This window comes from Streptomyces sp. NPDC001231 (assembly GCF_042896885.1).
Taxonomy (GTDB): domain Bacteria; phylum Actinomycetota; class Actinomycetes; order Streptomycetales; family Streptomycetaceae; genus Streptomyces.
Genome location: NZ_JBIAXS010000016.1, coordinates 45374 through 70245, shown reverse-complemented (window position 1 = coordinate 70245; position 24872 = coordinate 45374). Strand labels below are relative to the sequence as shown.

Genomic DNA, 24872 nt, shown 5'->3' with positions numbered 1-24872 from the left:
GCAGCATGACGTCCCCCATCAGCAGCGTTCCCGAGCCGACCGAGCAGGCGTTGAACGACTTCTTCGACGCCGCCGGCCACTTCTCGCTGCGGCCGTCCTACGAGGGCGGCAACATCAGCACGACCATCGGCTTCAAACACGTGCACTACCTGCTCGAGGCCGCCGTGCTCGAGCACTTCCGCACCGCCGGTCTGGGCGCCACGACCCTCTACGTCGAGTACGGAGTCGGCTTCGACGTCGTCTCCGTGGACACCCGGCTGCACACGGTGCTCACCCTGGACGACACGGTCGACGTCGAGGTCAAGCCGGTCACCAAGGACTCCGACACCCGGCTGCGTTTCGCGGTCACCGGGACCGTGGAGCGGGACGGGGCGCCGCGCAAGGCGGTGACCAGCAAGTTCGAGATCGCCCTTCGGGCCATCGAGCATGTGCCGGACCCCAGGCCGCTGCCTGAGCGCCTGACCCGCTTCGTGGTGCCGCGGCTGGGCCGGGCGACACCGAGGGAGCTCACCGCCGTCCCGGTGGACAACATCGACCTGTCCGCGCAGCGCGGCGTCACCACGCGCTCCGGCGACCCGGTGCTGGCCGAGATCATCGGCGACGACAACGCCTTCGGCTGGAAGTGGCGAGTGCCCTACTTCTACTGCCACTTCACCAGCCACATGCAGATGTCCGGCTTCCTGCGGCAGATGGAGGAGGTGCTGCACCTGTTCGTCGCCGACCGGGGCATCGCCATCCAGCGCCTGCTGGACGAGCGCAGCTGGATCCCGGTGGTGACCAAGTGCGACATCGAACTCACCGACGAGGTGCGGATCGAGGACGAGCTGTACACCGTCTTCACCGTCGAGGACGTCTTCAAGGCCGTCCTGTTCACCGCCCGGATGGACTGCTACGTGGTGCGTGACGGCGCGCTGGTGCGGGTCGCCACCGGACACATCACGCACGGCTACGTCACCAAGGAGTCGCCGGAGCGTGACTGGTCCCTGGTCACCTTCGACGACGAGGTGCTGGCCGCGCTGGGCGGCAAGACCGCCGCCGCCGGCTGACCGGACCTGTCAAAAGGAGCTGTTGCCATGAGCAGCGACACCATGGGCGCCGTCCGCAGACCGGTGATCACCGCCTGGTCGGCCGTGTCCCCGTTCGGGATGGGGCGTGCGGCGTTCGTCGAGGGGATGCACGAGGGCGCTGAGACCGCCGTCCGGATCGACCGCGAGCAGTGGCAGGTGCCCGACGAGCGGGCCAGGCTGGTGCCCGGGTTCAGTCCGCGCGCGGCACTGGGCCGCAAGGGCACCCGGTCGATGGACCGGGTGACGGGACTCGCGGTCAGCGCCGTCGGCGCACTGCTCGACGACGCCGAGCGCAACCGCGAGGTCGCCACCGGCGACCGCGGGGCCGTCGTGCTCGGCACCACCACCGGCAGCGCGCAGAGCATGATGGACTTCACCCGGGACTCGCTGACCGGTGAACAGCCGTACTTCGTCGACCCGGCGCAGATGCCCAACACGGTGATGAACTGCGCGGCCGGCCAGTGTGCGATCCGGCACCGGATCAAGGGCCCGAACGCCACCATCGCCGGAGGCCGGCTGGCCGGGCTGCTCGCGCTGAACTACGCGCGCAGACTGCTCGGCGCGGGCCGGGCCGAGGCGGTGCTGTGCGGCTCCGCGGAGGAGTACTCCAACGAGCGGGCCTGGCTGGAGTGGCACACCAGGGGCGACGAGGAGAAGCCGGCGCTGCTCGGCGAGGGCGCCGGCATGCTGCTGCTGGAACCCGAGGAGTCCGTCGCCGCCGAACACGTGCTGGCCGAGGTGCTGGCCGTGGAGAGCGGCGTGTTCGCCGAGGGCCGGCTGCCGATGGTGCTCGGCTCCTGTCTGCGCCGCGCCATGGACCGCGCCGGGGTCGGCCCGTCGCAGGTGTGGGCGGCCGTCCCGTGCGGCGCCGGCGACGCGCTCGGCGAGCGGGAACGCGGTGTGCTGGCCGGGGTGTTCGGCACTGCAGCGCTCGAACGGGTGCGGAACACCGAGCTGTTCGGGGACGCCTCGGCGGCGTCGGTGAGCCTGCAGATCGCCTCCGTGCTCGCGGTCGCCGAGCGGACGCCCGACGTCGCCGGGCGGGTGGCGGTGGTCACCGCGGTGGAACGCGACGGCGGGACCGGCTGCGCCCTGCTGCGGCTGCGCTGAGCACCCGGCCGTACCCGGAGACGACCGGGCCGTACCCGGAAACCAATCGAACGGAGGAGAGCGGTAGTCATGGCGGCACAGCCCTTCGAGAAGCTGGACAAGGAAGAACTGCGGCGGACCCTGGCCGATGTGATAGACGTCGACGCCACCGAGATCGAGGAAGCCACCGACTTCGTGGAGGAGTTGCAGGTCGACTCGCTGCTCCTGCTGGAACTGGTCGTGGTGCTGGAGAAGAAGTACCAGGTCAAGTTCACCGAGCAGGAGATGCGGACGGCCCGCACCTTCAGTCAGGCGCGCGCGCTGCTGGAGCGCAAGCTGGCGGTGTCGGCGTGACCACCTCCTCGCCCGAGGCGCCGGCCGGGCCGGTCGTCCGGGGCTCCTTCGCCCCGAGGCCCTCCCCGGTGGACGCCGGGATCGAGGTGACGTCGGTGGCCCGGTCCGGGGCGGCCGGCGGGGACGGCCGCGTGCTCAGCGCGGTGGTCACCGTCGCGATCGACAGGACGGAGCCGGTCTTCGCCGGCCACTACCCCGACTTCCCGATCTTCCCCGGCGTGTGCATCGTCGAATGCGTGCAGCGCGGCGCGCTCGCGGTGGCCGAGCGGTCCGGGATGCCCGAACCCCGGCTGATCGCGGTGGAGTCCACCCGTTTCCTCGGTGCGGTCTACCCGGGCGACCTGCTGACCGTGCGCCTGGAGCTGCGCGACCACGAGGGCGGTGTGCGCTGCCGGGCCAGGGCGAGCACCGAGCGGGGCGATGCCGCGTCGGTGCGGCTGCGGCTTTCCGGTGAGGTCGGCGTATGAACACCGTCCAGGTCGAACGCCTGCTTCCGCACCGGTTCCCCATCCTCCTCGTCGACCGGGTCCTCGACCTGGTTCCGGGTGAGAGCGTCACCGCGACCAAGGCGATCACCCGTAACGAGCCGTGCTACCGGAGAGTCGGCACGCACACGGCCGGTGCCTGCCTCGAGTACCCGCAGACGCTCCTGATCGAGTCGTGGGGCCAGGCCGCCGGCATCCTGGCGACCTGGGGCTCCCCCGGCGAGCGGAGCGACACGCACGAGACCGACCGGGTGATGCTGCTCGGCGGACTCTCCGGGGTCGTGTTCCACCGGCCGGCGCTGCCGGGGGACGTGCTCCTGCATCGGGCCCGGCTCTCCCGCGCCCTGTCCGACACCGCGATTTTCGAGGGCGAGACCTCGTGCGACGGCGAGGTGGTGATGTCGGTCGAGCGGATGGTGATGGCCTTCCGCCCCGCCGGCCGGCTGCTGCCGTCCGCCGGTTGAGCCGACGTCCAGCCGACATGGAGGAACACCTGATGACACCGGACACCAAACCGGTCGCGCTGGTCAGCGGAGGCTCGCGCGGTATCGGCCGGGCCGTGGTGAAGCGGCTCGCCGCCGACGGCCACGACGTCAGCTTCTGCTACCAGTCCAACGACGAGGCCGCGACCGCCCTGGAGAAGGAACTCGGCGGACTCGACGTCCGGGTGCTGGCCCGGAAGGTCGACGTGGCCTCGCCGGAGTCGGTACGCGAGTGGGTGACCGAGACCCAGGAGACCCTGGGCACGGTGGACGTCGCGGTCACCGCCGCGGGCATCACCCGTGACAACCCGCTGCTGATGATGACGGACCAGCAGTGGAAGGACGTGCTCGCGGTCAACCTCGACGGCACGTACAACGTCTGCCGCTCGGTGGTGTTCGAGATGATGAAGCGCCGCTCCGGCTCACTGGTGCTGATCTCCTCGGTGGCCGGGGTGCACGGCCACGCCACCCAGTCCAACTACGCGGCGACCAAGGCCGGGATCATCGGCTTCGCCAAGTCGCTGGCCAAGGAGGTCGGCCGCTACGGCATCCGGTCCAACGTGGTCGCCCCAGGATTCATCGAGACCGACATGACCGCGGTGCTGAGCGACAAGGTCCGCGAGCAGATGCTGGCCTCGATCCCCCTGAACCGCTTCGGCGGTGCCGACGAGGTCGCCGACCTGGTGTCCTTCCTGGCCTCCGAGCGCGCCGGCTACATCACCGGTTCCGTCTTCCAGGTCGACGGCGGCATCACCATCTGAGCCCCTCCCCGACTCCCCCACCGAAGGACACCGCCATGGCCAAGAAGCCGCCCCGCTGGTACTTCTCCCTGCGCAGCCCCTATTCATGGTTCGCCCACCACGATCTGAAGAAGCACCACCCCGACGTCCTGGACAGCGTGCGGTGGATCCCGTTCTGGGAGCCGGACGTCCGCAGCGAGGAACTTCTCGCGCAGGCCGGGGTCGAGCTGCCGCTGGTGCCGATGGCGCGGGAGAAGAACTTCTACATCCTCCAGGACGCCCGGCGGCTGGCCGAGGACCGCGGGCTCGACGTCACCTGGCCGATCGACCGGGAGCCGGTCTGGGAGGTGGCGCACCTGGCCTATCTGGTGGCCGAGGACGCCGGGAAGGGCGGGGAGTTCGTCGACCGGGTCTACCGCGCCCGCTGGCAGGAGGCGAAGAACATCTCCGACCCCGCCGTGATCGGCTCGATCGCCGGTGAACTCGGACTGGACGCGGACCGGGCCGCCGGCGCGGCCGACGACCCGGACCTGCGCGCCCGGGGCGTGGAGATCCTGGCCGCCTCGGTGAAGGACGGCCTGTTCGGCGTGCCGTTCTTCGTCCACGGCCACGACAGGTTCTGGGGCGTCGACCGGGTGGCCGGGTTCGTCGCCGCGCTGCGCGGTGTCCCGCGCGCCTCCGTCGCCGTGCCGGACGCGGAGGCGGCCGCGCTGCCGCGGATGGCGGCGGCGGGCGCGGACGCCGGTCACGCCGGCGGCTGCGGTTGAGCCGCCTCCACCGAGACGATCCCGAGGGGGCGCGATGAGCGACGAGTACCGGCTCGCGGGCGACTGGGACGCGATCGTGGTCGGCAGCGGCATGGGCGGTCTGACCTGCGCCGCCTACCTGGCGGTGGCCGGTCATCGGGTGCTGGTGCTCGAACAGGCCGGGGTGCTGGGCGGCAACAGCCATGTCTTCCGACGCCGTTCGGCCTACGAGTTCGACGCCGGGGTGCACTACATCGGCGACTGCGGGCCCGACGGCGTACTGCCGTCGATCCTGCGGGGACTGGGGCTCGGCGACCGCGTCGCCTTCCGGGAGATGGACCCGGACGGATTCGACGAGATCGTCCTGCCCGGGCTGCGGATGTCCGTACCCGTCGGCTGGGACCGCTACCTCGACCGGCTCGTCGAGGTACTGCCGGCCGACAAGGACGGCCTGCGGGAGTTCGTGACGGTGTGCTCGGCGGTCGGCGCGGAGATGCGCTGGACCCTGCTGTCCGCGGTCGGCGCAGGCCCGGCCGAGGTGCTGCGCCGTACCCCCACCGCGGTGGCCTGGGGCCGCCGCTCGCTGCACGAACTGTTCGAGCACTGCGGCCTGTCCGCCGCCGCGCGCACGGTGCTGGCCGCCCAGGCGCTCAACTACGGGATCGGCCCAAAGGAGGCCACGGTCGGCATGCACGCGAGCGTGACCGACCACTATCTGCGGGGCGCCGCCTATCCGGTCGGCGGCGGTCAGATGCCGGCGGCGTCGCTGACCGAGGCGATCACCGGTCACGGCGGCACGGTCAGGACCGGGCACCGGGTGGACCGGGTGCTGGTCGAACAGGGCCGGGCGTGCGGTGTCGTGCTCGACTGCGGGCGGGAGCTGCGCGCGCCGGTCGTGGTGTCCAACGCCGACTATGTGCGCACCGTCCGGGAGCTCGTCGGCGAGGAGCACTTCCCGGTGTCGATCGGGAAGCGGGCCCGGACCGCGGTGATGGGCTTCCCCCTGGTGGTGCTCTACGTGGGGCTCGACCGGGAACTGCCGGGCAGGACCGGGGCGAACCTGTGGTGGCACGGGAACGCCGACGTCGAGGAGGCGTTCCGCGGGCTGGCCGAGGGGCGGTTCGACGCGCCGCCGTCGGTGTTCATCTCGTTCGCCTCCCGCAAGGACCCGCACACCGCGGCCATCCGGCCGCCCGGCCACGCCAACTTCCAGGTGATGGCCCTGTGCCCGCGGTCCCTGGAGGCGTGGGGCGCGGCGGCGGCGTCCGAGAGCGGCGGGCCGTACCGCCGCGACCCGGTCTACCGGGCGGAGAAGGAGCGGGTCACCGAGGCGATGCTGGCCACCGCGGAACGCGCGCTCGGCCCCTTCCGCCGGTACGTGACCCACCTGGAGCTGGCCACGCCGGCCACGCAGCGCCGCTACACCCGGTCGACCGGCGGATCGCCGTTCGGGCTGGCCCGCTGGGGCGGCACGGGCGCCAGGCCGGACACCCGGACCAGTGTGACCGGCCTGTACGTGGTCGGGCAGAGCACCCGGTACGGCAGCGGGATCACCGGTGCCGCCGTCAGCGGTATCTCCTGCGCCGGGCAGATCCTCGGCCGCCCGCTGCTGCCGGAGGTGCACGCGGGCAGGGTGCTGGGAGACCCGCGGCGGCTTCCCGCGCGCGGTGCGGACTGGGACCCGCTGCGCCTGTGCGGCGGCCGGGCCCGCCGCGGCACCCACCCCGGCTGACCCCGGCGTTCCCGGCCCGGCGCCTTTTCCCGTAAATGCTCGGGCGACCTGCGGCGATGGTTTATCGAGGCTTCTTATAAGGCCGTTCCCGTGCGTCGGGCGCGCGGTAACGTCCCAAGCGCGGGGCGAGATCTGCTCGCCCGCCCGGCCCGGATGCGCCCGATCGGTGTGGCCCGCGGGGGCTGTCTCCACCAGTTTTCCGATTCAAGGGGAGTGAGTAGTCGTGCCACAATCCGGTGAGATCCGACTCCCTCTGACGCCCGCTCAATCGGGTATTTGGCTCGCGCAACGGATCGATTCCGGCAACACGGTCTACAACATCGCCGAGTATCTGGACATTCACGGGCCGGTCGATCCGGGCTGCTTCGAGACCGCGCTCCGCCGGGTGGTCGGCGAGACCGACGCGCTGCGCGTGCGGTTCGCCGAGCACGGTGACATCCCCGAGCAACTGATCCTTCCCGCGGTCGATTTCCCGTTCCCCGTCCTGGACCTGTCCGCAGAGGCCGACCCGGAGGCCGCCGCGCGGACGTGGATGGACGAGGACCGTGCCCGGCCGATCGACCTGTTCGGCGACTCGCTGTTCACCTTCGCCCTGTTCAGGATCGCCGCGGACCGCTGGTGGTGGTACCACCGCGTCCACCACATCGTGCTGGACGGTGCCGGCGTGGCCATGTTCGCGCCGAGGGTGGCCGAGGTCTACTCCGCGCTGATGGCCGACGCCCCCGTGCCGGCCAGTCCCTTCCCGCCGCTGCGCGGCCTGGTGGACGCCGCCCTGGCCTACACCGATTCCGCGGAGCACGCCCGTGACGCCGTCCACTGGACCGAGCGGCTGACCGGCGCGCAGCCCCCGGTCAGCCTCTCCGGCGGCCGGCAGCACCTGCCCAGCGGGGTGATCCGCCGCAGTGAGACGCTCGGCGCCGCGCAGATGGAGGCGATCCGCGGACTCGCGCGCGAGGCCGGCACCGGCTGGCCGACCGTGGTGGTCGCCGCGCTCGCCCTCTACGTGCAGCGCCTCACCGGCACCGACGAGGTGGTCGTCGGCCTGCCGGTCGCCGCGCGTCAGGGCCGGGGCCTGCGCGGCGTCCCCGGCAGCGTGTCCAACCTGGTCCCGCTGCGGCTGCGCGCCGCACCGGACACCTCGGTGGGCGACCTGCTCACCGCCGTCTCCGCCGAGATGCGGCAGGCCGTGCGCCACCAGCGGTACCGGCACGAGGACATGCGGCGCGACCTGCGGCTCGGCCCCGAGCAGCACCTGATCGGGCCGCACGTCAACCTGGTCCTGTTCGACTACGACCTGGACTTCGCCGGGCACGGCGCGAGCGTGCACAACCTGCCGGGCGGCCCGATCACGGACCTCGCGATCGTGCTGGACACCCGCTCCACCGACGGCGCGCTGCGCTTCGACTTCGACGCCAACTCCGCGCTGTACGACGAGGAATCACTCGCCACGCACCAGCGCCGCTTCCTCGACCTGCTCTCCCGGCTGTGCGCCTGCGACCCGGAGACTCCGGTCGGGCGGCTGGACACCGCCACCGCCGAGGAACGCGCGCGGGCGCTCACCCGACCGGCCCCCGTCGGCTCCCCCGCCGCCGCGACGCTGCCGGAGCTGTTCGAGCGGGTCGCCGCCGAGCACCCCGAGCGCACAGCCGTGGTGAGTGACGGGGTGGGCCACAGCTACCGGGAGATCAACGCCCGGGCCAACCAGCTGGCCAGGACGCTGATCGACCGGGGAGCCGGCCCTGAGCGGTTCGTCGCGCTCGCGCTGCCGCGTTCGGTGGAGATGGTGGTCGCGCTGCTGGCCGTCCTCAAGGCCGGCGCCGCCTACCTGCCGCTGGACCCGGCCTATCCGGCCGAGCGGATCGCGTTCATGCTCGCGGACGCCGCACCGGACCTGGTACTGACCGACACCGCGCACGCGCGGCGCCTGCCGGACACCGAAGGCGTCGCGCTGCTGACTCTGGACGACGCCCGCGCCACCACGGAGCCGGCCGCCCGGGCCACCGATGACGTCACCGACGCGGAGCGGTCCGCACCACTCGACCCGCGGCATCCGGCGTACATGATCTACACCTCCGGGTCCACCGGCCGGCCCAAGGGCGTGGTCGTTCCCCACCACAACGTGCTGCGGCTGTTCACCGCCACCGAGCAGTGGTTCGGCTTCGGGCCCGAGGACGTGTGGACGCTGTTCCACTCCTACGCCTTCGACTTCTCGGTGTGGGAGATCTGGGGTCCGCTTCTGCACGGCGGCAGGCTGGTCGTCGTCCCGCACGAGGTGAGCCGTTCGCCGGTGGAGTTCCTGCGGCTGCTGGCCGACGAGCGCGTCACGGTGCTCAACCAGACCCCGTCCGCCTTCTACCAGCTCATGCAGGCCGGCCGGGAGGACCCCGAGGCCGGCGACGGTCCCGCGCTGCGGTTCGTGATCTTCGGCGGCGAGGCACTGGACCTGCGGCGGCTGGAGCGCTGGTACGCCCGGCACCCGGACGACGCGCCGGTCCTGGTGAACATGTACGGCATCACCGAGACCACGGTGCACGTCAGCCACGTGGCGCTGGACCGCCGTACCGTGGGCGCGCGGCGGGGCAGCGTGATCGGCTCCCCCATCCCCGACCTCGGGATCCACCTGCTGGACGACGCCCTGCGGCCGGTGCCGCCCGGCGTCGCGGCGGAGATGTACGTCTCCGGCGACGGGCTCGCGCGCGGCTACCACGGGCGCCCCGGTCTGACCTCGCACCGGTTCGTCGCCGACCCGTTCGGCCCGCCCGGCACCCGGATGTACCGCACCGGCGACGTGGCGCGCTGGACTGCGGACGGCGAACTGGAGTTCGTCGGCCGGGCCGACCAGCAGGTGAAGATCCGTGGTTTCCGGATCGAGCCGGGCGAGATCGAAGCCGTGGTGGAGAGCGCGGCCGGGGTCGCGCGGGCCGCGGTGATCGTCCGGGAGGACCAGCCCGGCGACAGGCGGCTGGTCGCCTACGTCACGCCGGCCGGCGAGCCCGGCGGCCTCGACCCCGGCGTGCTGCGCGAGACGGTGGCCACCGCGCTGCCGGACCACATGGTGCCGTCGGCGTTCGTGGTGCTGCCGCGGCTGCCGATCACCGCCAACGGCAAGCTGGACCGCGAGGCGCTGCCGGAACCGGAGTCCGTGGCCGGCTCGGCCGGGCGTGCCCCGCGCACCCCGGTCGAGGAGGTGCTGTGCGGACTGTTCGCCGAGGTCCTGGGCGTGCCGGGCGTCACCATCGACGACAACTTCTTCGACGTGGGCGGCCACTCCCTGCTGGCCACCCGGCTGGTCAGCAGGATCCGTTCGGTGTTCGGAGTGGAGCTCCAGATCCGGACGCTGTTCGAGGCGCCGACCGTCGTCGCCGTGGCGGACCGCGTCACCTGCGCCGACAACGCCCGCTCCGGCATCTCCCCGATGCCGCGCCCGGCGGAGATCCCGCTGTCCTACGCGCAGAACCGGCTGTGGTTCGTCGACCGCCTCGAGGGCCCCAACTCGGCCTACAACATCCCGCTGGTGCTGCGCCTGTCCGGACCGCTGGAGCGGGGCGCGCTGCTCGCCGCGTTCGGGGACCTCCTGGCCCGGCACGAGAGCCTGCGCACCGTCTTCCCCGATGTGCAGGGCGTTCCGAGCCAGGTCGTGCTCGACCCGGAGACGGCCGTGATCGAGCTGCCCGTCTCGGCGATCAGCGCCGAGGACCTGCCCGCGGCGCTCGCCAGCTGTGCGGCCGGGGCGTTCGACCTGGCAACCGAACTTCCCTTGCACGTCGACCTGTTCTCGCTCGGCGAGGAGGAGCACGTACTGTCCGTCGTGGTGCACCACATCGCTGCGGACGGATGGTCGCTCGGGGTGCTGGCCCGCGACCTGTCCACGGCGTACGCCGCCCGACTGGGCGGAACGCCACCGGACTGGCGGCCGCTGCCCGTGCAGTACGCCGACTACACGCTGTGGCAGCGCGACGTACTCGGCGACGACCGGGACCCCTACAGCACCATGGCACGGCAGATCGCCTTCTGGCGCTCGGAGTTGGCCGGTCTGCCGGACGAGATCACGCTGCCCGCCGACCGGCCGCGGCCGGCCGAGGCCGACTACCGGTCCGACGTGGTCGAACTGCGGTTGCCGGCCGAGCTGCACCGGGGCCTCGCCGACCTCGCCCGGCAGACCGGCAGCACTCTGTTCATGACGCTCCAGGCGGGGCTGGCCTCGCTGCTGTCGGTGCTGGGCGCAGGTCCCGACGTGGTGCTGGGCAGCCCGGTGGCGGGCCGCACCGACGACGCCCTGGACGACCTGGTCGGCTTCTTCGTGAACACGCTGGTGCTGCGCACCGACGTCTCCGGCGACCCGACGTTCCGGGAACTGCTGGGCCGGGTCAGGGAGTCGGACCTGGCGGCCTACGCCCATCAGGACGTGCCGTTCGAGCGTCTCGTCGAGGTGCTGAACCCGGAGCGTTCACTGTCCCGCCACCCGCTGTGCCAGGTGCTGTTCTCCCTCCAGAAGAAACTCGACACCGCCTTGGAATTCCCCGGACTGACGGTGGTCGCCGAACCGGGCGTGCGCACGATGGCCAAGTTCGACCTGTCCTTCGAATTCGGTGAACGCCTCGGCGACACGGGAACTTTGGACGGTATCGACGGGGTCGTCGAATTCCGGACGGATCTCTTCGACCGTTCCAGTGTGGAAATGCTCTGCGACCGTCTGGTGCGTTTCCTGCGGGCGCTCGTGGCAGAACCGGACGCTCCGGTGCGCGCGCTGGACATGTTGTCGCTGCCCGAACGCCGGCGACTGCTGCACGAATGGAACGACACCGAACGCGACGTCCCGGCGGGGACACTGGTCGACCTGCTGGAACGCACGGCGGCGGAGCATCCGGACGCGGTCGCGGTGCGCGACGGGACTCGGTCGATGACGTACCGCGCGCTGCACGAGGCCGCCAACCGGCTGGCGCGGGAGCTGATCGCCCGGGGCGCGGGTCCCGAACGCGTGGTGGCGCTGGGCATGCCGCGTTCGGCGGAGCTGATCGTCGCGCTGCTCGCGGTGCTCAAGTCAGGTGCGGCGTATCTGCCGGTCGACCCAGGCCATCCCGTCGAACGTGTCGCGCTGCTGCTGTCCGACGCCGCTCCGGCGCTGCTGCTCACCACCGAGGGCGTACTGGCCGGTTGGCCGCGGGAGGCCCTGGCCGAGGTGCCGACGCTGGCGCTGGACGCCCCCGGGACGGTGGAGGCGGTTACGGCCCGCCCCGGAACGAACCCGGTCGACGAGGAGCGCGGGGCACCGCTGCGGGCGGACAACGCCGCCTACGTCATCCACACCTCCGGCTCGACCGGGACGCCCAAGGGCGTCGTGGTGGAGCACCGCAACGTGGTCAACCTGGTCGCCTGGGCGGCGCGGGAGATCGGCGCCGCCGCCCTGTCCCGGCCGCTCGCGTCGACGTCGCTCAGCTTCGACGTGTCGGTCTTCGAGATCTTCGGTCCGCTGACCGCCGGCGGGCGCATCGACGTGGTGCGCGACCTGCTGGCGCTGGCCGAGCGGGAGGACGGCTGGTCGGGCAGCATGATCAGCGCGGTGCCGTCCGCGCTGGCCGAGCTGATCGGCCAGGACAACGTCTCCGCCTCGGCCGGGCTTGTGGTGCTCGCCGGCGAGGCGCTCACCGGCCGGGCGGTGGCGGACATCCGAGCCGTCATGCCGCAGGCCCGTATCGCCAACATCTACGGACCGACCGAGGCCACGGTGTACGCGACCGCGTGGTACTCCGACGGCGGGCCCGGAGAGCCGCTGATCGGCCGGCCGGTCGCCAACACCCGGGTGTATGTCCTGGACCCCTGGCTCCGTCCGGTTCCCGCCGGGGTCGCGGGTGAGCTGTACCTGGCGGGCGCGGGCCTGGCCCGCGGCTACCTGGACCGGCCGGCCCTGACCGCGCAGCGGTTCGTGGCCAGCCCGTTCGGCCCGCCGGGCGCCCGTCTGTACCGGACCGGCGACGTGGTGCGGTGGACCGCGGACGGCGAGCTGGCCTACCTGGGGCGCAGCGACGAGCAGGTGAAGGTGCGCGGTTTCCGCATCGAGACCGGAGAGATCGAGTCGGTGATCGCGTCGGACCCCGCCGTGGCGCAGGTGGTGGTGGTCGCGCGGGAGGACCAGCACCGCCACAAGCAACTGGTCGCCTACGTCGTGCCCGCCTCCGGATCCGAGGCCGACACCGCACGCCTGCGCGAGCTGGTGGCGACCACTCTGCCCGGCTACATGGTGCCGGCGGCCTTCGTCACCCTGCGCAGACTGCCGCTCAACGCCAACGGCAAGCTCGACCGCGGCGCCCTGCCCGCGCCTCGGTTCGCCGGCGGCCCAGGCGGGCGCCGGCCCCGTACCCCGCGGGAGCAGGTGCTCTGCGGTCTGTTCGCGGAGATCCTGGAGCTGTCCTCGGTCGGCGTCGACGACAGCTTCTTCGACCTCGGCGGGCATTCGCTCATCGCCAACCGGCTGATCATCAGGATCCAGTCGGTGCTCGGCGTCGATCTCGCGGTGCGCGACCTGTTCGAGGCGCCCACCGTGGCCCAGCTGGCGGAACTGGTCGAGCGGGCCGGGACGGCCAGGCCCCGGGCGGTCCCGATGCGGCGCCCGGACCGGCTGCCGGTGTCGTTCACCCAGCAGCGGCTGTGGTTCCTCAACCGTCTGGAGGGTCCGAGCCCGACCTACAACCTCGGTGTCTCGCTGCGCTTCACCGGCCGGATCGACCGCGACGCCCTGTACGAGGCCCTGCACGACGTCATGGTCCGGCACGAGAGCCTGCGCACGGTCTTCCGCGACCACGACGGCGTACCGGTCCAGTGTGTCGTGCCGGAGCGGGAGGCCCGCCTGCGGATCCCGGTGACCGAGCTGACCGAGCCGGAACTGGACGCGGCGCTGACCGCGGCCGCCCGCCGTGGTTTCGACCTGGAGAACGAACTGCCGGTCCGGGCGGAGCTGTTCGTGCTCAGCCCCACCGAGCAGGTGTTCCTGGTCCTGGTGCACCACATCGTGGCCGACGGCTGGTCGTTCGCGTCGCTGGTGAGCGACCTGTCCTCGGCCTACGCCGAGCGACGCTCGGCGCACACCCCCCAGTGGGCGCCGCTGCCCGTGCAGTACGCCGACTACACACTGTGGCAGCGTGACGTCCTCGGTGACATCGCGGACCCCGACAGCGTGCTGGCACGGCAGATCGGCTACTGGAAGGACACGCTGGCCGGTCTGCCGGACCAGCTGGACCTGCCGGCCGACCGGCCCCGCCCGGCGGTGCCCAGCCACGACGGCGGATTCGTGCCGATCACCGTCGGACCCGAGGTGCACGCGCGGCTGCTGGAGATCGCCCGCGGCAGCGGCGCCAGCCTGTTCATGGTGATGCAGGCCGCGCTGGCCGCCCTGCTGAACCGGTTGGGCGGCGGCGTGGACATCCCCATCGGCACCTCGGTCGCCGGGCGCAACGACGAGTCGCTGGTCGACCTGATCGGCTTCTTCGTCAACACCCTGGTCCTGCGCAACGACGTGAGCGGCGACCCGACCTTCCGGCAGCTGCTCGGCCGGGTGCGCGAGGCGGACCTGTCCGCGTACGCCCACCAGGAGGTGCCGTTCGAGCTGCTGGTCGAGACGCTGAAGCCGGAGCGCTCGCTCTCCCGGCACCCGCTGTTCCAGGTGCTGCTGAACTTCGAGAACACCCCCGAGATGGAGCTGGGCTTCCCCGGGGTGCGCACCCGCCTGCACCCGGTGAACACCGAGGTCGCCAAGTTCGACCTGTCGTTCTCCGTGCGCGACCGGTACGCCGACGACGGCACGCCGGCCGGGATCACCGGTCTGCTCAACTACAGCAGCGACCTGTACGACCGGGGCACCGCCGAGGACATCTCCGCCCGGCTGAGCCGCCTGCTGGAGTCGGTCGCGGCCGACCCGGCTTACAGGGTCAGCGAGTTGGACCTGCTGGGCGAGGCCGACCGCCACCGCATCCTCGCCCTCGGTGTCGGCGAGATCCGCGAGGAGGTTGCGCCGACGTTCGTCGAGCGCTTCCAGCGGCAGGTCGCGGCGACCCCGGACGCCGTCGCCCTGGTCTGCCGGGACGAGCAAGTGACCTACCGCGAACTCAACGAGCGCGCCAACCGGTTGGCCCACCACCTGATCGCACGGGGCGTGGGGGCCGAGGACTGGGTCGCGGTCGCCCTGCCGCGCGCACCGCAGTTGGTGGTCGCCCTGGTGGCCGTCCTGAAGGCGGGCGCCGCCTACCTCCCGCTCGACCCGGACTATCCGCCGGAACGCGTCGAGTTCATGATCGAGGACGCCTCGGCCATGCTGCTGCTCACGGACGGCGCCATCGGTGCGGGCATCCCGCACTCCGACGGCCTGCCGCGGCTGCTGCTGGACGAGCCGGGCACCGTCGAGGCCGTGGCCGGCCGCCCGGTGACGGATCCGGGCGACGCCGACCGGCTGCACCCGGTCCACCCGCACCACTCCGCGTACGTCATCTACACCTCCGGTTCCACCGGGCGCCCCAAGGGCGTACTCACCGAACAGCACTGCCTGAGCGACTACCTGCGCTGGAGCACGTCGGGCTATCCGAGCACCACGGGAGCCGCCGTGCTGCACAGCCCGATCTCCTTCGACCTGACGGTGACCGCGCTCTACACCACGCTGTCCGTCGGCGGCACGGTGATCCTGGCCACCCTGGACGACGGCGAGCCGTGGACCCTGGCGGCCCTGGAGCGGACGCCGTGCACGTTCCTCAAGGCCACCCCGAGTCATCTTCCGCTGCTGGAGGCACTGCCCGAAGCGTTCTCCCCCAGCCGCGAACTGATGCTGGGCGGCGAGCTGCTCCTCGGCGAGACCCTGACCGAGTGGCGATCGCGCCACCCCGAGGCGCACATCTACAACGGCTACGGACCCACCGAGACCACGGTCAACTGCACCCAGCACGTCATCAGGGCCGGCGAACCGGTCGGCAGCGGCCCGCTGCCGATCGGCCGCCCCATGCCCAACACCTGGCTGTACGTGCTGGACGCGTCCCTGCGGCCGGTGCCCATGGGCGTGGCCGGTGAGCTGTACGTGGCGGGCGAGGGGATCGCGCGCGGCTATCTGCACCGGCCGACGCTGACCGCCGAGCGGTTCGCTCCCAACCCGTTCGGACCGCCCGGCTCCCGCATGTACCGCACCGGCGACATCGTGAAGTGGACCCCGGACGGCGAGCTGTACTTCCTGCGACGCGTCGACGACCAGGTCAAGATCCGCGGCTTTCGGGTGGAGATCGGCGAGATCGAGAACGCGCTGCTGCGCCGGGCGGGCGTCGCCCAGGCCGCCGTCGTGCTGCGGGAGGACCTGCCGGGCGACCAGCGCCTCGTCGCCTACCTGGTGCCGGACGGCCCGCTGGACAGGGCCGAGGTCGCCCGCGAGGTGGCCGGGGACCTGCCGGACTACATGGTGCCCGCGGCCTTCGTGGTCCTGGACGAGCTGCCGCTCAGCCCCAACGGCAAGGTCGACCGGCGGGCCCTGCCGGCGCCGGACCACTCCCGCGCCGCCGCCATCGGCCGCGCGCCGCGCACTCCGCAGGAAGAGCTGCTGTGCGCTCTGTTCGCGCAGATCCTCGACGTGCCCGCGGTCGGAGTCGACGACAACTTCTTCGACCTGGGCGGCCACTCCCTGCTGGCCACCCGGCTGGTCAGCAGGATTCGTTCGGCCTTCGGCACGGAACTGCCCATCCGCGCGCTGTTCGAGAGCCCGACCGTCGCCGCCCTGGCCGGATCGCTGCGCGGGGCGCCGCAGGGCCGGCGGGCGCTGCGCGCCGCCCCGCGGCCGGCGCACCTGCCGCTGTCCCACGGCCAGCGGCGGCTGTGGTTCCTGAACCGCCTGGAGGGCCACAGCGCCACCTACAACCTGCCGATCGCGCTGGACCTCGACGGTCCGGTGGACGTCTGCGCGCTGCGCTCCGCGCTCACCGACGTGGTCGCCCGCCACGAGTCGCTGCGCACGATCTTCCCCGAGCGCGACGGCAGTCCGTACCAGGTGGTGCTCGATCCGTCGGTCGCCGCACCGGAGTTCACCGTGCTCGACGTCGCCGCGCGCGAGCTGGACGGGGAGTTGCGGCGCGTCGCCGGACAGGGCTTCGACCTGACGGTCGAACTGCCGCTGCGAGCCATCCTGTTGCGGGTCGGCGAGCGGGAGTCGGTGTTCGTGGTGGTGATGCACCACATCGTCGTCGACGGCTGGTCGACCGGGCCGTTCGGCCGGGACCTCGCCACCGCCTACGGCGCCCGGTGCGCCGGCGCGGCACCGCGGTGGACACCGCTGCCGGTGCAGTACCCGGACTACATGCTCTGGCAGCACGCGACGCTGGGCGACGAGGACGACCCGGACAGCGTGGCCGCACGGCAGTCGGCGTACTGGCGCGAGGCGCTGGCCGGACTGCCGGACGAGCTGAGCCTGCCGGTGGACCGGCCGCGCCCGGCGACCCCCTCGTACCGCGGCGGCTGGGTCACGTTCCGGCTGGAGCCGCGGCTGCACCGGGACCTGGCGGCCCTCGCCCGCCGCCGCGGGGTCAGCATGTTCATGGTCGTCCAGGCGGGGCTGTCGGTGCTGCTGCACCGCCTGGGCGCGGGCACCGACATCCCCCTGGGCACACCGATCGCGGGCCGTACGGACGAGGCCCTGGACGATCTGGTGGGATTCTTCGTCAACACGCTGGTGCTGCGCACCGACCTGTCCGGCGAGCCCACCTTCACCGAACTCCTCGACCGGGTACGGGAGACCGACCTGGCCGCGTACGCACACCAGGACGTGCCCTTCGAGCGGCTGGTCGACGTGCTGAACCCCGAGCGGGTCATGGCCCGTCACCCGCTCTTCCAGGTGATGGTCAGCCTGCACAACAACCCGGAGGCCGACTACGACCTGCCCGGGGTGTCCGCGCGGCGCCGCATGCTCGACCTGAACACGGCCAAGTTCGACCTCAACGTCAACCTGCGCGAGCTGTTCGACGCCGACCGGGCGCCCGCCGGGATCGACGCGGTCGCCGAGTACAGCACGGACCTGTTCGACCACGACACGGTGGTGGGGCTGGCCGGACGGTTCACGCACCTGATGGAACGGCTGTGCGCCGAACCCGACCGGCCCGTGGGCGACGTGGACGTCCTGACCCCGGCCGAGCGCACCCGGCTGCTGCGCGACTGGAACGCCACCAGCGCCGACTTCGGCCCGCACTCACTGGTCGAGGCGATCGAGGCGGCGGCCGCCCGCACCCCGGACCGCGTCGCGGTCGTCGCCGCCGACGGTGGGAGCACCTGCGCCGAGATCACCTACGCCGGCCTGAACGCCAGGGCGAACCGGCTGGCGCGGTACCTGGCCGGACGCGGCGCCGGGCCGGAGGTCCGGGTGGCGGTGAGCCTGCCGCGCGGGCCGGATCTGGTGGTGGCGCTGCTGGCGGTGCTCAAGTCCGGCGCGGCCTACATACCGCTCGACCCGGCCTACCCGGCCGAGCGGGTGCGGCACATCCTCACGGACGGCTCGCCCGCGCTGGTGCTGACGACCTCCGAGCTCGCCCGCGAACTGCCCGTACCGGCGGGGGCGGAGACGATCGCGGTGGACGACCCGACGCTCGGGGCACGGATCGCCGCCCTGCCGGACACCGACCTGCCGGGCACGGCGCACAGCGACCACCCGGCCTACGTGATCTACACCTCCGGTTCCACCGGCCGCCCCAAGGGCGTGGTGGTCACCCGCGCGAACATCGCCAACTTCGTGCGGGACATGCACGAGCGGCTGCCGGTCACCGAGGCGGACGTCCTGGTGGCCGTCACCACCGTCGCCTTCGACATCGCCGGTCTCGAGCTGTACGTGCCCCTGGTCGCCGGGGCCAGGCTCGTGCTCGCCGCCACCGAGCAGGTGCGGGACGTCGACGAACTCGCCAAGCTGATCACCGGCATGGGCGCCACCGTGGTCCAGGCGACGCCGACGCTGTGGGAGGCGCTGGTGTCCGGGCACCCGGACGCCCTCACCGGACTGCGGGTCCTGGTCGGCGGCGAGGCGCTGCCCACCGGACTGGCCGCCCGGCTGCGCGAACTGTCCGCCGGGGTGCGGAACATGTACGGCCCCACCGAGACCACGGTGTGGTCCACCACCGCCGCACTGGACGACCGGCCCGGCGCGCCGGTGATCGGCCGGCCGATCGCGAACACCCGGGTGTACGTGCTCGACGACCGGCTCGCGCCGGTGCCGGCCGGGGTCCCGGGCGATCTGTACCTCGCCGGTGACGGCGTGGTCCGCGGCTACCTGGGCCGTCCCGGGCTGACCGGCGAACGCTTCGTGGCGGACCCGTTCGGGCCGGCCGGTGCCCGGATGTACCGCACCGGCGACATCGCCCGGTGGAACACCGCGGGCGAGCTGGAGTTCGTCGGACGGGCCGACGAACAGGTCAAGGTGCGCGGTTTCCGCATCGAACCGGGCGAGATCGAGAGCGTCCTCGCCACCCACCCGGCGCTGGCCCGGGCCACCGTGGTGGCCCGGGAGGACGGCGAGGGGGACAAGCGCCTGGTGGCCTACCTGGTCGCGGCTCCCGGCCGGGAGGTGCCGGCCGCGGCCGGGATGCGGGAGCACGCGGCACGCGTCCTGCCGGACTACATGGTCCCGGCCGCGTTCGTCGCCCTGGACGCCCTGCCGCTCACCCCGAACGGCAAGGTGGACCGCAAGCTGCTGCCCGCCCCGGACCTCGCCGTGCTGGTCGGCGACGAGCAACCGCGCACACCGCACGAGGAAGCGCTGTGCGAGGTGTTCGCCGAGGTCCTCGGCCTGCCCTCGGTGGGCGTGCGGGACAGCTTCTTCGACCTCGGCGGCGACAGCATCGTCTCGATCCGCCTGGTCGGCCGCGCGCGGGCGAGAGGGCTGCGGATCAAACCCGAGGACGTGTTCGTCCACCGGACCGTCGAAGGACTCGCTTCGGTGGCGGCCGACGTCCCCGACCTCGTCGTCGAGTCACCCGAGGCCGGTATCGGCGGCGTTCCGCTGCCACCGGCCGTGCACGCGCTGCGGGAGCGGGGCGGCCCGGTCCAGGCGTACCACCAGTCGCTGCTGCTGGACGCCCCCGCCGATCTCGGTCTCGATCAGCTGCGCGAGCTGGTGAACATGCTCACCGACCGGCACGACGCGCTCCGGCTGCTGCTGGACCGCCACGAAAGCGGCGAGGACGGCGCCCGGTGGAGCCTTCAGGTGCGGCCCCCCGGCGCCGTGGACGCCGCCGGCCGGGTGGCCCGCGTGGCGGTCGCCGGACTGGACGCGGACGGGCTGGCCGCCGTGGTGCGCGACCACACCGGGCGGGCGGCCGGCCGTCTCGACCCGGAGACCGGAGACGTCGCCCGGTTCGTCTGGTTCGACGCCGGACCCGGACGACGGGGCCGGCTGCTGGTGGTGCTGCACCGGCTGGTCGTGGACGCGGTGTCCTGGCGGGTCCTGCGCGCCGATCTGACCGCCTGCCGGCGGGTCCTGACCGGAGAGAGCCAGGACGCCCCGCGACCGGCCGGCACCTCCTACCGCCGCTGGGCGCAGCAACTGGTGGCCGCGGCGCAGGACCCGGAACGCGAGCGCGAACTGGACTGGTGGAGGACGACGCTCAGCGCCGCCGAACCCCGGCTCACCGACCGGCCGTCGGCTCCCGGGCCGGACGAGCCCGGTGCCACGGGCACGCTTCACCGCACGCTGCCGGCGCGACGGACCGGACCGCTGCTCGGCCGGGTGCCCGCCGCGTTCCACTGCGATGTGGACGACGTGCTGCTCACCGCGCTGGCGCTGACCGTCCCGCAGTGGCGGCGCCGGCACCTGCGGGACCACCTCGGCGGCACGAGCGTCCTGGTGGACCTGGAGCGGGACGGACGCGAACCGTTCGCCGAGGGCCAGGACCTTTCCCGCGCCCTGGGCCGGTTCACCACGGCGCACCCGGTACGCCTGGACGCCGGCGCCGTCGACCGGTCCGAGCTGACCGCGGGCGGCGCGGCCGCGGACAACGCCGTCAAGGCGGTCAAGGAGCAACTGCGCGCGGTGCCGGGCGGCGGTGTCGGCTACGGCATGCTGCGGTACCTCAACCCGCGCACCGCCCCCGTGCTGGCCGGACTGCCCCGGCCGGACATCCGCTTCACCCACCTCGGCAGGCTCGACGACGACGCCCCCTCCGAGTGGCCGGTCTCCGCCGGACCCACCGAGCGGGCGCCGACGCCGGAAGCCGGGCACGCGCTGGAGCTGACCACCTCGGTCGTCGACGGTCCCGAAGGACCCTGCCTGGCCGTGACCTGCGCCTGGCCGAGCGAGCTGTTCGGCGAGGCGACCGTACGCGAACTGGTCGACGACTGGATCCGCGCGCTGGAAGCCATCACCACCCGTTCCGAGGCCGCCGGCGCCGGCGGGCACACCCCGTCCGACCTCTCCCTGACCGGTCTCGACCAAGGCGACATCGACGTACTGGAAGCTGACGGAAGGTACTTCTCCTCATGACGAAGCCGGGGTTCCAGGACGTCCTTCCGCTCTCGCCCCTCCAGGAAGGCCTGCTCTTCCACACCGTCTACCACGAGCGCTCGCTGGACATCTACACGGCGAGACTGTGTCTCGACCTCGAAGGCGAGCTGGACGCCGGGGCGATGAGGGAGTCGGTGGCGGGCCTGCTGCGCCGGCACCCCAACCTGCGGGCCGCCTTCCGTTACGAGCGGCTCAGCCGCCCGGTGCAGCTCATCCCCCGCGAAGTTCCCCTGCCCTGGCAGGAGTTCGACCTGCGCGACCTGCCCGAGGAGCAGCAGACGGCGCGGCTGCGGAAGCTGACCGCGGCCGCTTCGGAGCGCACCTTCGACCTGGCGCGGCCGCCGCTGCTGCACTTCACGCTGATCCACCACGGGCAGCACGGCCACCGGCTGGTCATGGCGCACCACCACATCCTGCTGGACGGCTGGTCGGTGGGCCGGTTGATGACGGACCTGTTCACGCTCTACGCGGCGGGCGGCGACGAGTCGGCGCTGCCGCCGGTGACGCCGTACCGCGACTACCTCGCCTGGCTGGCCGAGCAGGACCGCGGCGCCGCGGAGGAGGCGTGGCGAACGGTGCTCCACGGCGTCGAGGAGCCGACGCGACTGGTGTCCGACGACCGGCTGCGCACCCCGGTCGCGCCCGAGCGCCTGCTGGTGGAGGTTCCGGCCGGGCTGAGCCGCGAGCTGACCGCGACGGCCCGCAGACACGACCTGACCGTCAACACGGTCTTCCAGGGCGCCTGGGCGCTCGTCCTGAGCCGGCTGACCGGCCGCACCGACGTGGTGTTCGGCGGCACCGTCTCCGGACGTCCGGCCGACATCCCCGGTGTGGAGAGCGTCGTCGGCCTGTTCATCAACACCCTGCCGGTGCGGGTGCGGCTCGATCCCTCGGAGCCGGTGGGTGAGATGCTGGCCCGCTTCCAGCGGCAGCAGGCCGGACTGATGTCCCACCAGCATCTGAACCTGCCCGACGTGCACGCCCTGGCCGGCGCGTCCGGCGAACTGTTCGACACCATCACCGTCACCGAGAACTACCCCTTCGACGAGAAGGGGTTCCGTGAACTGGCCGGCCTGACGATCGTCGGCGCGCACGGCGCGGACGCCAACCACTACCCCCTCAGCGTGGCCGCCCTGCCCGGCGAGACGCTGCGGATCCGTTTCGGCTACCGGCCGGACGTCTTCCGGCCGGCGGACGTGGAGGCGATCGGCGCCCGGCTGGTGCGGGTGCTGGAAGCGGTGGTGCGCGACCCGGCCCGCCCCGTCGGGCGGCTGGACGTGCTCGCCCCGGACGAACGCGAGGAGGTCCTGCTCCGGCGCAACGACACGGGAGCCGCGCGTCCGAGGACCCTGCCGGAGCTGTTCGCCGAGCGGGTCGCCCGGGCACCGGAGGACCCGGCCGTCGTCTTCGAGGACACCACGCTGTCCTACGCCGAGCTGGACCGCCGCGCCAACCGGCTGGCCCACCACCTCGTCTCCGCCGGAGTCGGGCCCGAGCAGTACGTCGCCCTGGCCCTCCCGCGGTCCGCGGACCTCGCCGTCGCCGTGCTCGCCGTCCACAAGGCCGGCGCCGCGTACCTGCCGGTGGACCCCGACTATCCGGCCGAGCGCATCGCCTACATGCTCGCCGACGCACGGCCCGGCGCCGTCCTCACCACCACCGCCCTCGCCGCCGCCCTGCCGGCCGGCGACCGGCCCGTCCTCGCGCTGGACGACCCCGCCACCGCCGCACGCGTCGCCGCCGCCCCCGGTGACCGCGCACCCGCCGCGCACCTGACGGCCGATCATCCCGCCTACCTCATCTACACCTCCGGATCCACCGGCCGGCCCAAGGGTGTCGTCGTCACCCACCGCGGCATCGCCTCCCTCGTCGCCGCCCAGACCGAGCGCTTCGAGGTCGGCCCCGGCAGCCGCGTCCTTCAGTTCGCCTCCATCAGCTTCGACGCCGCGTTCTGGGAGCTGGCCATGGGCCTGCTCACCGGTGCGACGCTCGTGCTTGCCCCCACCGAGCGGCTCCGCCCCGGCCCGCCGTTGGCCGGCCTCGTCGCCGAGCAGCGCGTCACGCACGCCACCATTCCCCCGGCCGCCCTCGCCGTCCTCGAACGGGACGCCCTGCCCGAGGGCATCACCCTCGTGGTCGCCGGGGAGGCCACCGCGCCCGAACTCGTCGGCCGCTGGTCCCCCGGCCGCCGCATGATCAACGCCTACGGCCCCTCCGAGACCACCGTGTGCGCCACCATGAGCACCCCGCTCGCCGGAGAGGTCGTACCACCCATCGGCGGCCCCATCACGGGCGCCCGCGTCTACCTCCTCGACTCCGCGCTGCGCCCGGTCCTGCCCGGTGTCCCCGGCGAGCTCTACGTCTCCGGAGCGGGCCTCGCCCGGGGCTACCTCGACCGTCCCGCACTCACCGCCGAGCGCTTCGTCGCCAACCCCTTCGAAGGCCCCGGCACCTGTATGTACCGCACCGGCGACATCGCCGCCTGGGACCAGGACGGCCGGCTCGTCTTCCGGGGACGCGCCGACAGCCAGGTGAAACTCCACGGCTTCCGCATCGAGCCCGGCGAGATCGAGTCGGTGCTGCTGGCCCAGGACGGCGTCGCCCAGGCCAGCGTGATCATCCGCGAGGACCGGCCGGGCGACCACCGGCTGGTCGCCTACCTGGTGCCCGAGACCGGCGCCGCGCCGAGCGTGGCCACCGTGCGCACCGCCGTGGCGGACGCGCTGCCGTCCCACATGGTGCCGGCGGCGTTCCTGATGCTCGGCGAACTCCCCGTGACGCCGAACGGGAAGCTGGACCGGCGGGCGCTTCCGGCCCCGGACTTCTCCGGCGTGGCCTCCGGCCGCACACCGCGCACGCCCCAGGAGGAGATCCTGTGCGGGCTGTTCGCGGAGATCCTGGGCGCGTCCGTCGTGGGCATCGACGACAGCTTCTTCGAGCTCGGCGGCCACTCACTGCTGGCGACCCGGCTGGTCACCCGGATCCGCTCGGTCTTCGGCGTGCGGCTCTCGTTGCGCAGCCTGTTCGAGTCGCCGACGGTGGCCGCGCTCGCCCAACTGCTCACCTCCGACGGGCCGGTGGCCCGGCGGATCGAGCCGGCGCCGCGCCCGGCCGACGTCCCGTTGTCGCTCCAGCAGACCAGGCTGTGGTTCATCAACCGGTTCGAGGGCCCGAGCCCGGCGTACAACGTGCCGATGGCGGCCCGGCTGACCGGCCCGCTGGACGTCGAGGCGCTGCGCGCGGCGCTGGCCGACGTGGCCCGGCGGCACGAGTGCCTGCGCACGCTCTTCCCGGACCGTGACGGCACGCCCTGCCAGGTCGTGGTGGACACCGTCCCCGAACTGCGGGTGACCGACGTCGGCCCGGCCGGGCTTGACGCGGCGCTCGCCGGGGCCGCGGGCGAGGGGTTCGACCTGACCACCGAGCCGCCGGTGCGGGCTCGGCTGCTGCGGCTGGGCGACGAGGAGCACGTGCTGCTGGTGGTGACGCACCACATCGTGATGGACGAGTGGTCGGCCGTGCCGTTCGGCCGCGACCTGTCCGCCGCCTACGGCGCGCGACGCGAGGGCGGTGAGCCGTCGTTCGCACCGCTGCCCGTGCAGTACGCGGACTTCGCCCTGTGGCAGCGCGAGGTGCTGGGCAGTGAGGACGACCCGGACAGCGCGGTGTCGCGGCAACTG

The 24872-nt window shown here is 72.9% G+C and carries 10 protein-coding genes (1 of these 10 cut by a window edge); all 10 read left to right on the top strand.

From position 1 onward, the window contains the following. Positions 1-5: 5 nt before the first annotated feature. Complete coding sequence (locus tag ACFY3J_RS20500) at positions 6-1046, top strand: thioesterase family protein (RefSeq protein WP_384176410.1); 1041 nt, start codon at positions 6-8, stop codon at positions 1044-1046. Between the two features lie 27 nt (positions 1047-1073). Beyond that, entirely contained in the window at positions 1074-2177 is a 1104-nt protein-coding gene (locus ACFY3J_RS20495) for a beta-ketoacyl synthase N-terminal-like domain-containing protein (protein WP_384176409.1), read from the top strand. A 69-nt stretch (positions 2178-2246) separates the two neighbouring features. After that, positions 2247-2510 carry an acyl carrier protein gene (locus tag ACFY3J_RS20490; RefSeq protein WP_141356218.1) on the top strand — a complete coding sequence of 88 codons (264 nt, stop codon included), beginning with the start codon at positions 2247-2249 and terminating at the stop codon, positions 2508-2510. Further along, positions 2507-2977: a 3-hydroxyacyl-ACP dehydratase FabZ family protein gene (locus tag ACFY3J_RS20485; protein WP_390841423.1), complete on the top strand. Its 471-nt coding sequence runs from the start codon at positions 2507-2509 to the stop codon at positions 2975-2977. Before ACFY3J_RS20490 ends, ACFY3J_RS20485 begins: the two co-directional genes overlap by 4 nt. Next, positions 2974-3459 carry a 3-hydroxyacyl-ACP dehydratase FabZ family protein gene (locus tag ACFY3J_RS20480; protein WP_384176404.1) on the top strand — a complete coding sequence of 162 codons (486 nt, stop codon included), beginning with the start codon at positions 2974-2976 and terminating at the stop codon, positions 3457-3459. The genes ACFY3J_RS20485 and ACFY3J_RS20480 overlap by 4 nt, the downstream gene beginning before the upstream one ends. A gap of 32 nt (positions 3460-3491) precedes the next feature. Beyond that, the gene (fabG, locus tag ACFY3J_RS20475; RefSeq protein ID WP_384176402.1) at positions 3492-4238 is read left to right on the top strand and encodes a 3-oxoacyl-[acyl-carrier-protein] reductase; all 747 of its coding nucleotides are present in this window, start codon (positions 3492-3494) and stop codon (positions 4236-4238) included. 35 nt (positions 4239-4273) lie between these two features. Then, positions 4274-4984: a 2-hydroxychromene-2-carboxylate isomerase gene (locus ACFY3J_RS20470; protein WP_384176400.1), complete on the top strand. Its 711-nt coding sequence runs from the start codon at positions 4274-4276 to the stop codon at positions 4982-4984. 34 nt (positions 4985-5018) lie between these two features. After that, a complete protein-coding gene (locus ACFY3J_RS20465; RefSeq protein ID WP_390841422.1) occupies positions 5019-6695 on the top strand; it encodes a phytoene desaturase family protein in 1677 nt (558 codons plus the stop codon). A gap of 223 nt (positions 6696-6918) precedes the next feature. Further along, the gene (locus ACFY3J_RS20460) at positions 6919-21171 is read left to right on the top strand and encodes an amino acid adenylation domain-containing protein (RefSeq protein WP_390841421.1); all 14253 of its coding nucleotides are present in this window, start codon (positions 6919-6921) and stop codon (positions 21169-21171) included. Further along, positions 21168-24872: the beginning of an amino acid adenylation domain-containing protein gene (locus ACFY3J_RS20455; protein WP_390841420.1), read on the top strand. 10467 nt of this gene lie beyond the right edge of the window; the window shows 3705 of its 14172 coding nt (coding positions 1-3705); its start codon is at positions 21168-21170; its stop codon lies beyond the right edge, outside the window. The genes ACFY3J_RS20460 and ACFY3J_RS20455 overlap by 4 nt, the downstream gene beginning before the upstream one ends.

Excerpts from the sequence above, each read along its gene's own strand:
- ACFY3J_RS20500 (WP_384176410.1), top strand. The coding sequence starts at position 6 with ATGACGTCCCCCATCAGCAGCGTTCCCGAGCCGACCGAGCAGGCGTTG.
- ACFY3J_RS20495 (WP_384176409.1), top strand. The coding sequence starts at position 1,074 with ATGAGCAGCGACACCATGGGCGCCGTCCGCAGACCGGTGATCACCGCC.
- ACFY3J_RS20490 (WP_141356218.1), top strand. The coding sequence starts at position 2,247 with ATGGCGGCACAGCCCTTCGAGAAGCTGGACAAGGAAGAACTGCGGCGG.
- ACFY3J_RS20480 (WP_384176404.1), top strand. The coding sequence starts at position 2,974 with ATGAACACCGTCCAGGTCGAACGCCTGCTTCCGCACCGGTTCCCCATC.
- fabG (WP_384176402.1), top strand. The coding sequence starts at position 3,492 with ATGACACCGGACACCAAACCGGTCGCGCTGGTCAGCGGAGGCTCGCGC.
- ACFY3J_RS20470 (WP_384176400.1), top strand. The coding sequence starts at position 4,274 with ATGGCCAAGAAGCCGCCCCGCTGGTACTTCTCCCTGCGCAGCCCCTAT.
- ACFY3J_RS20465 (WP_390841422.1), top strand. The coding sequence starts at position 5,019 with ATGAGCGACGAGTACCGGCTCGCGGGCGACTGGGACGCGATCGTGGTC.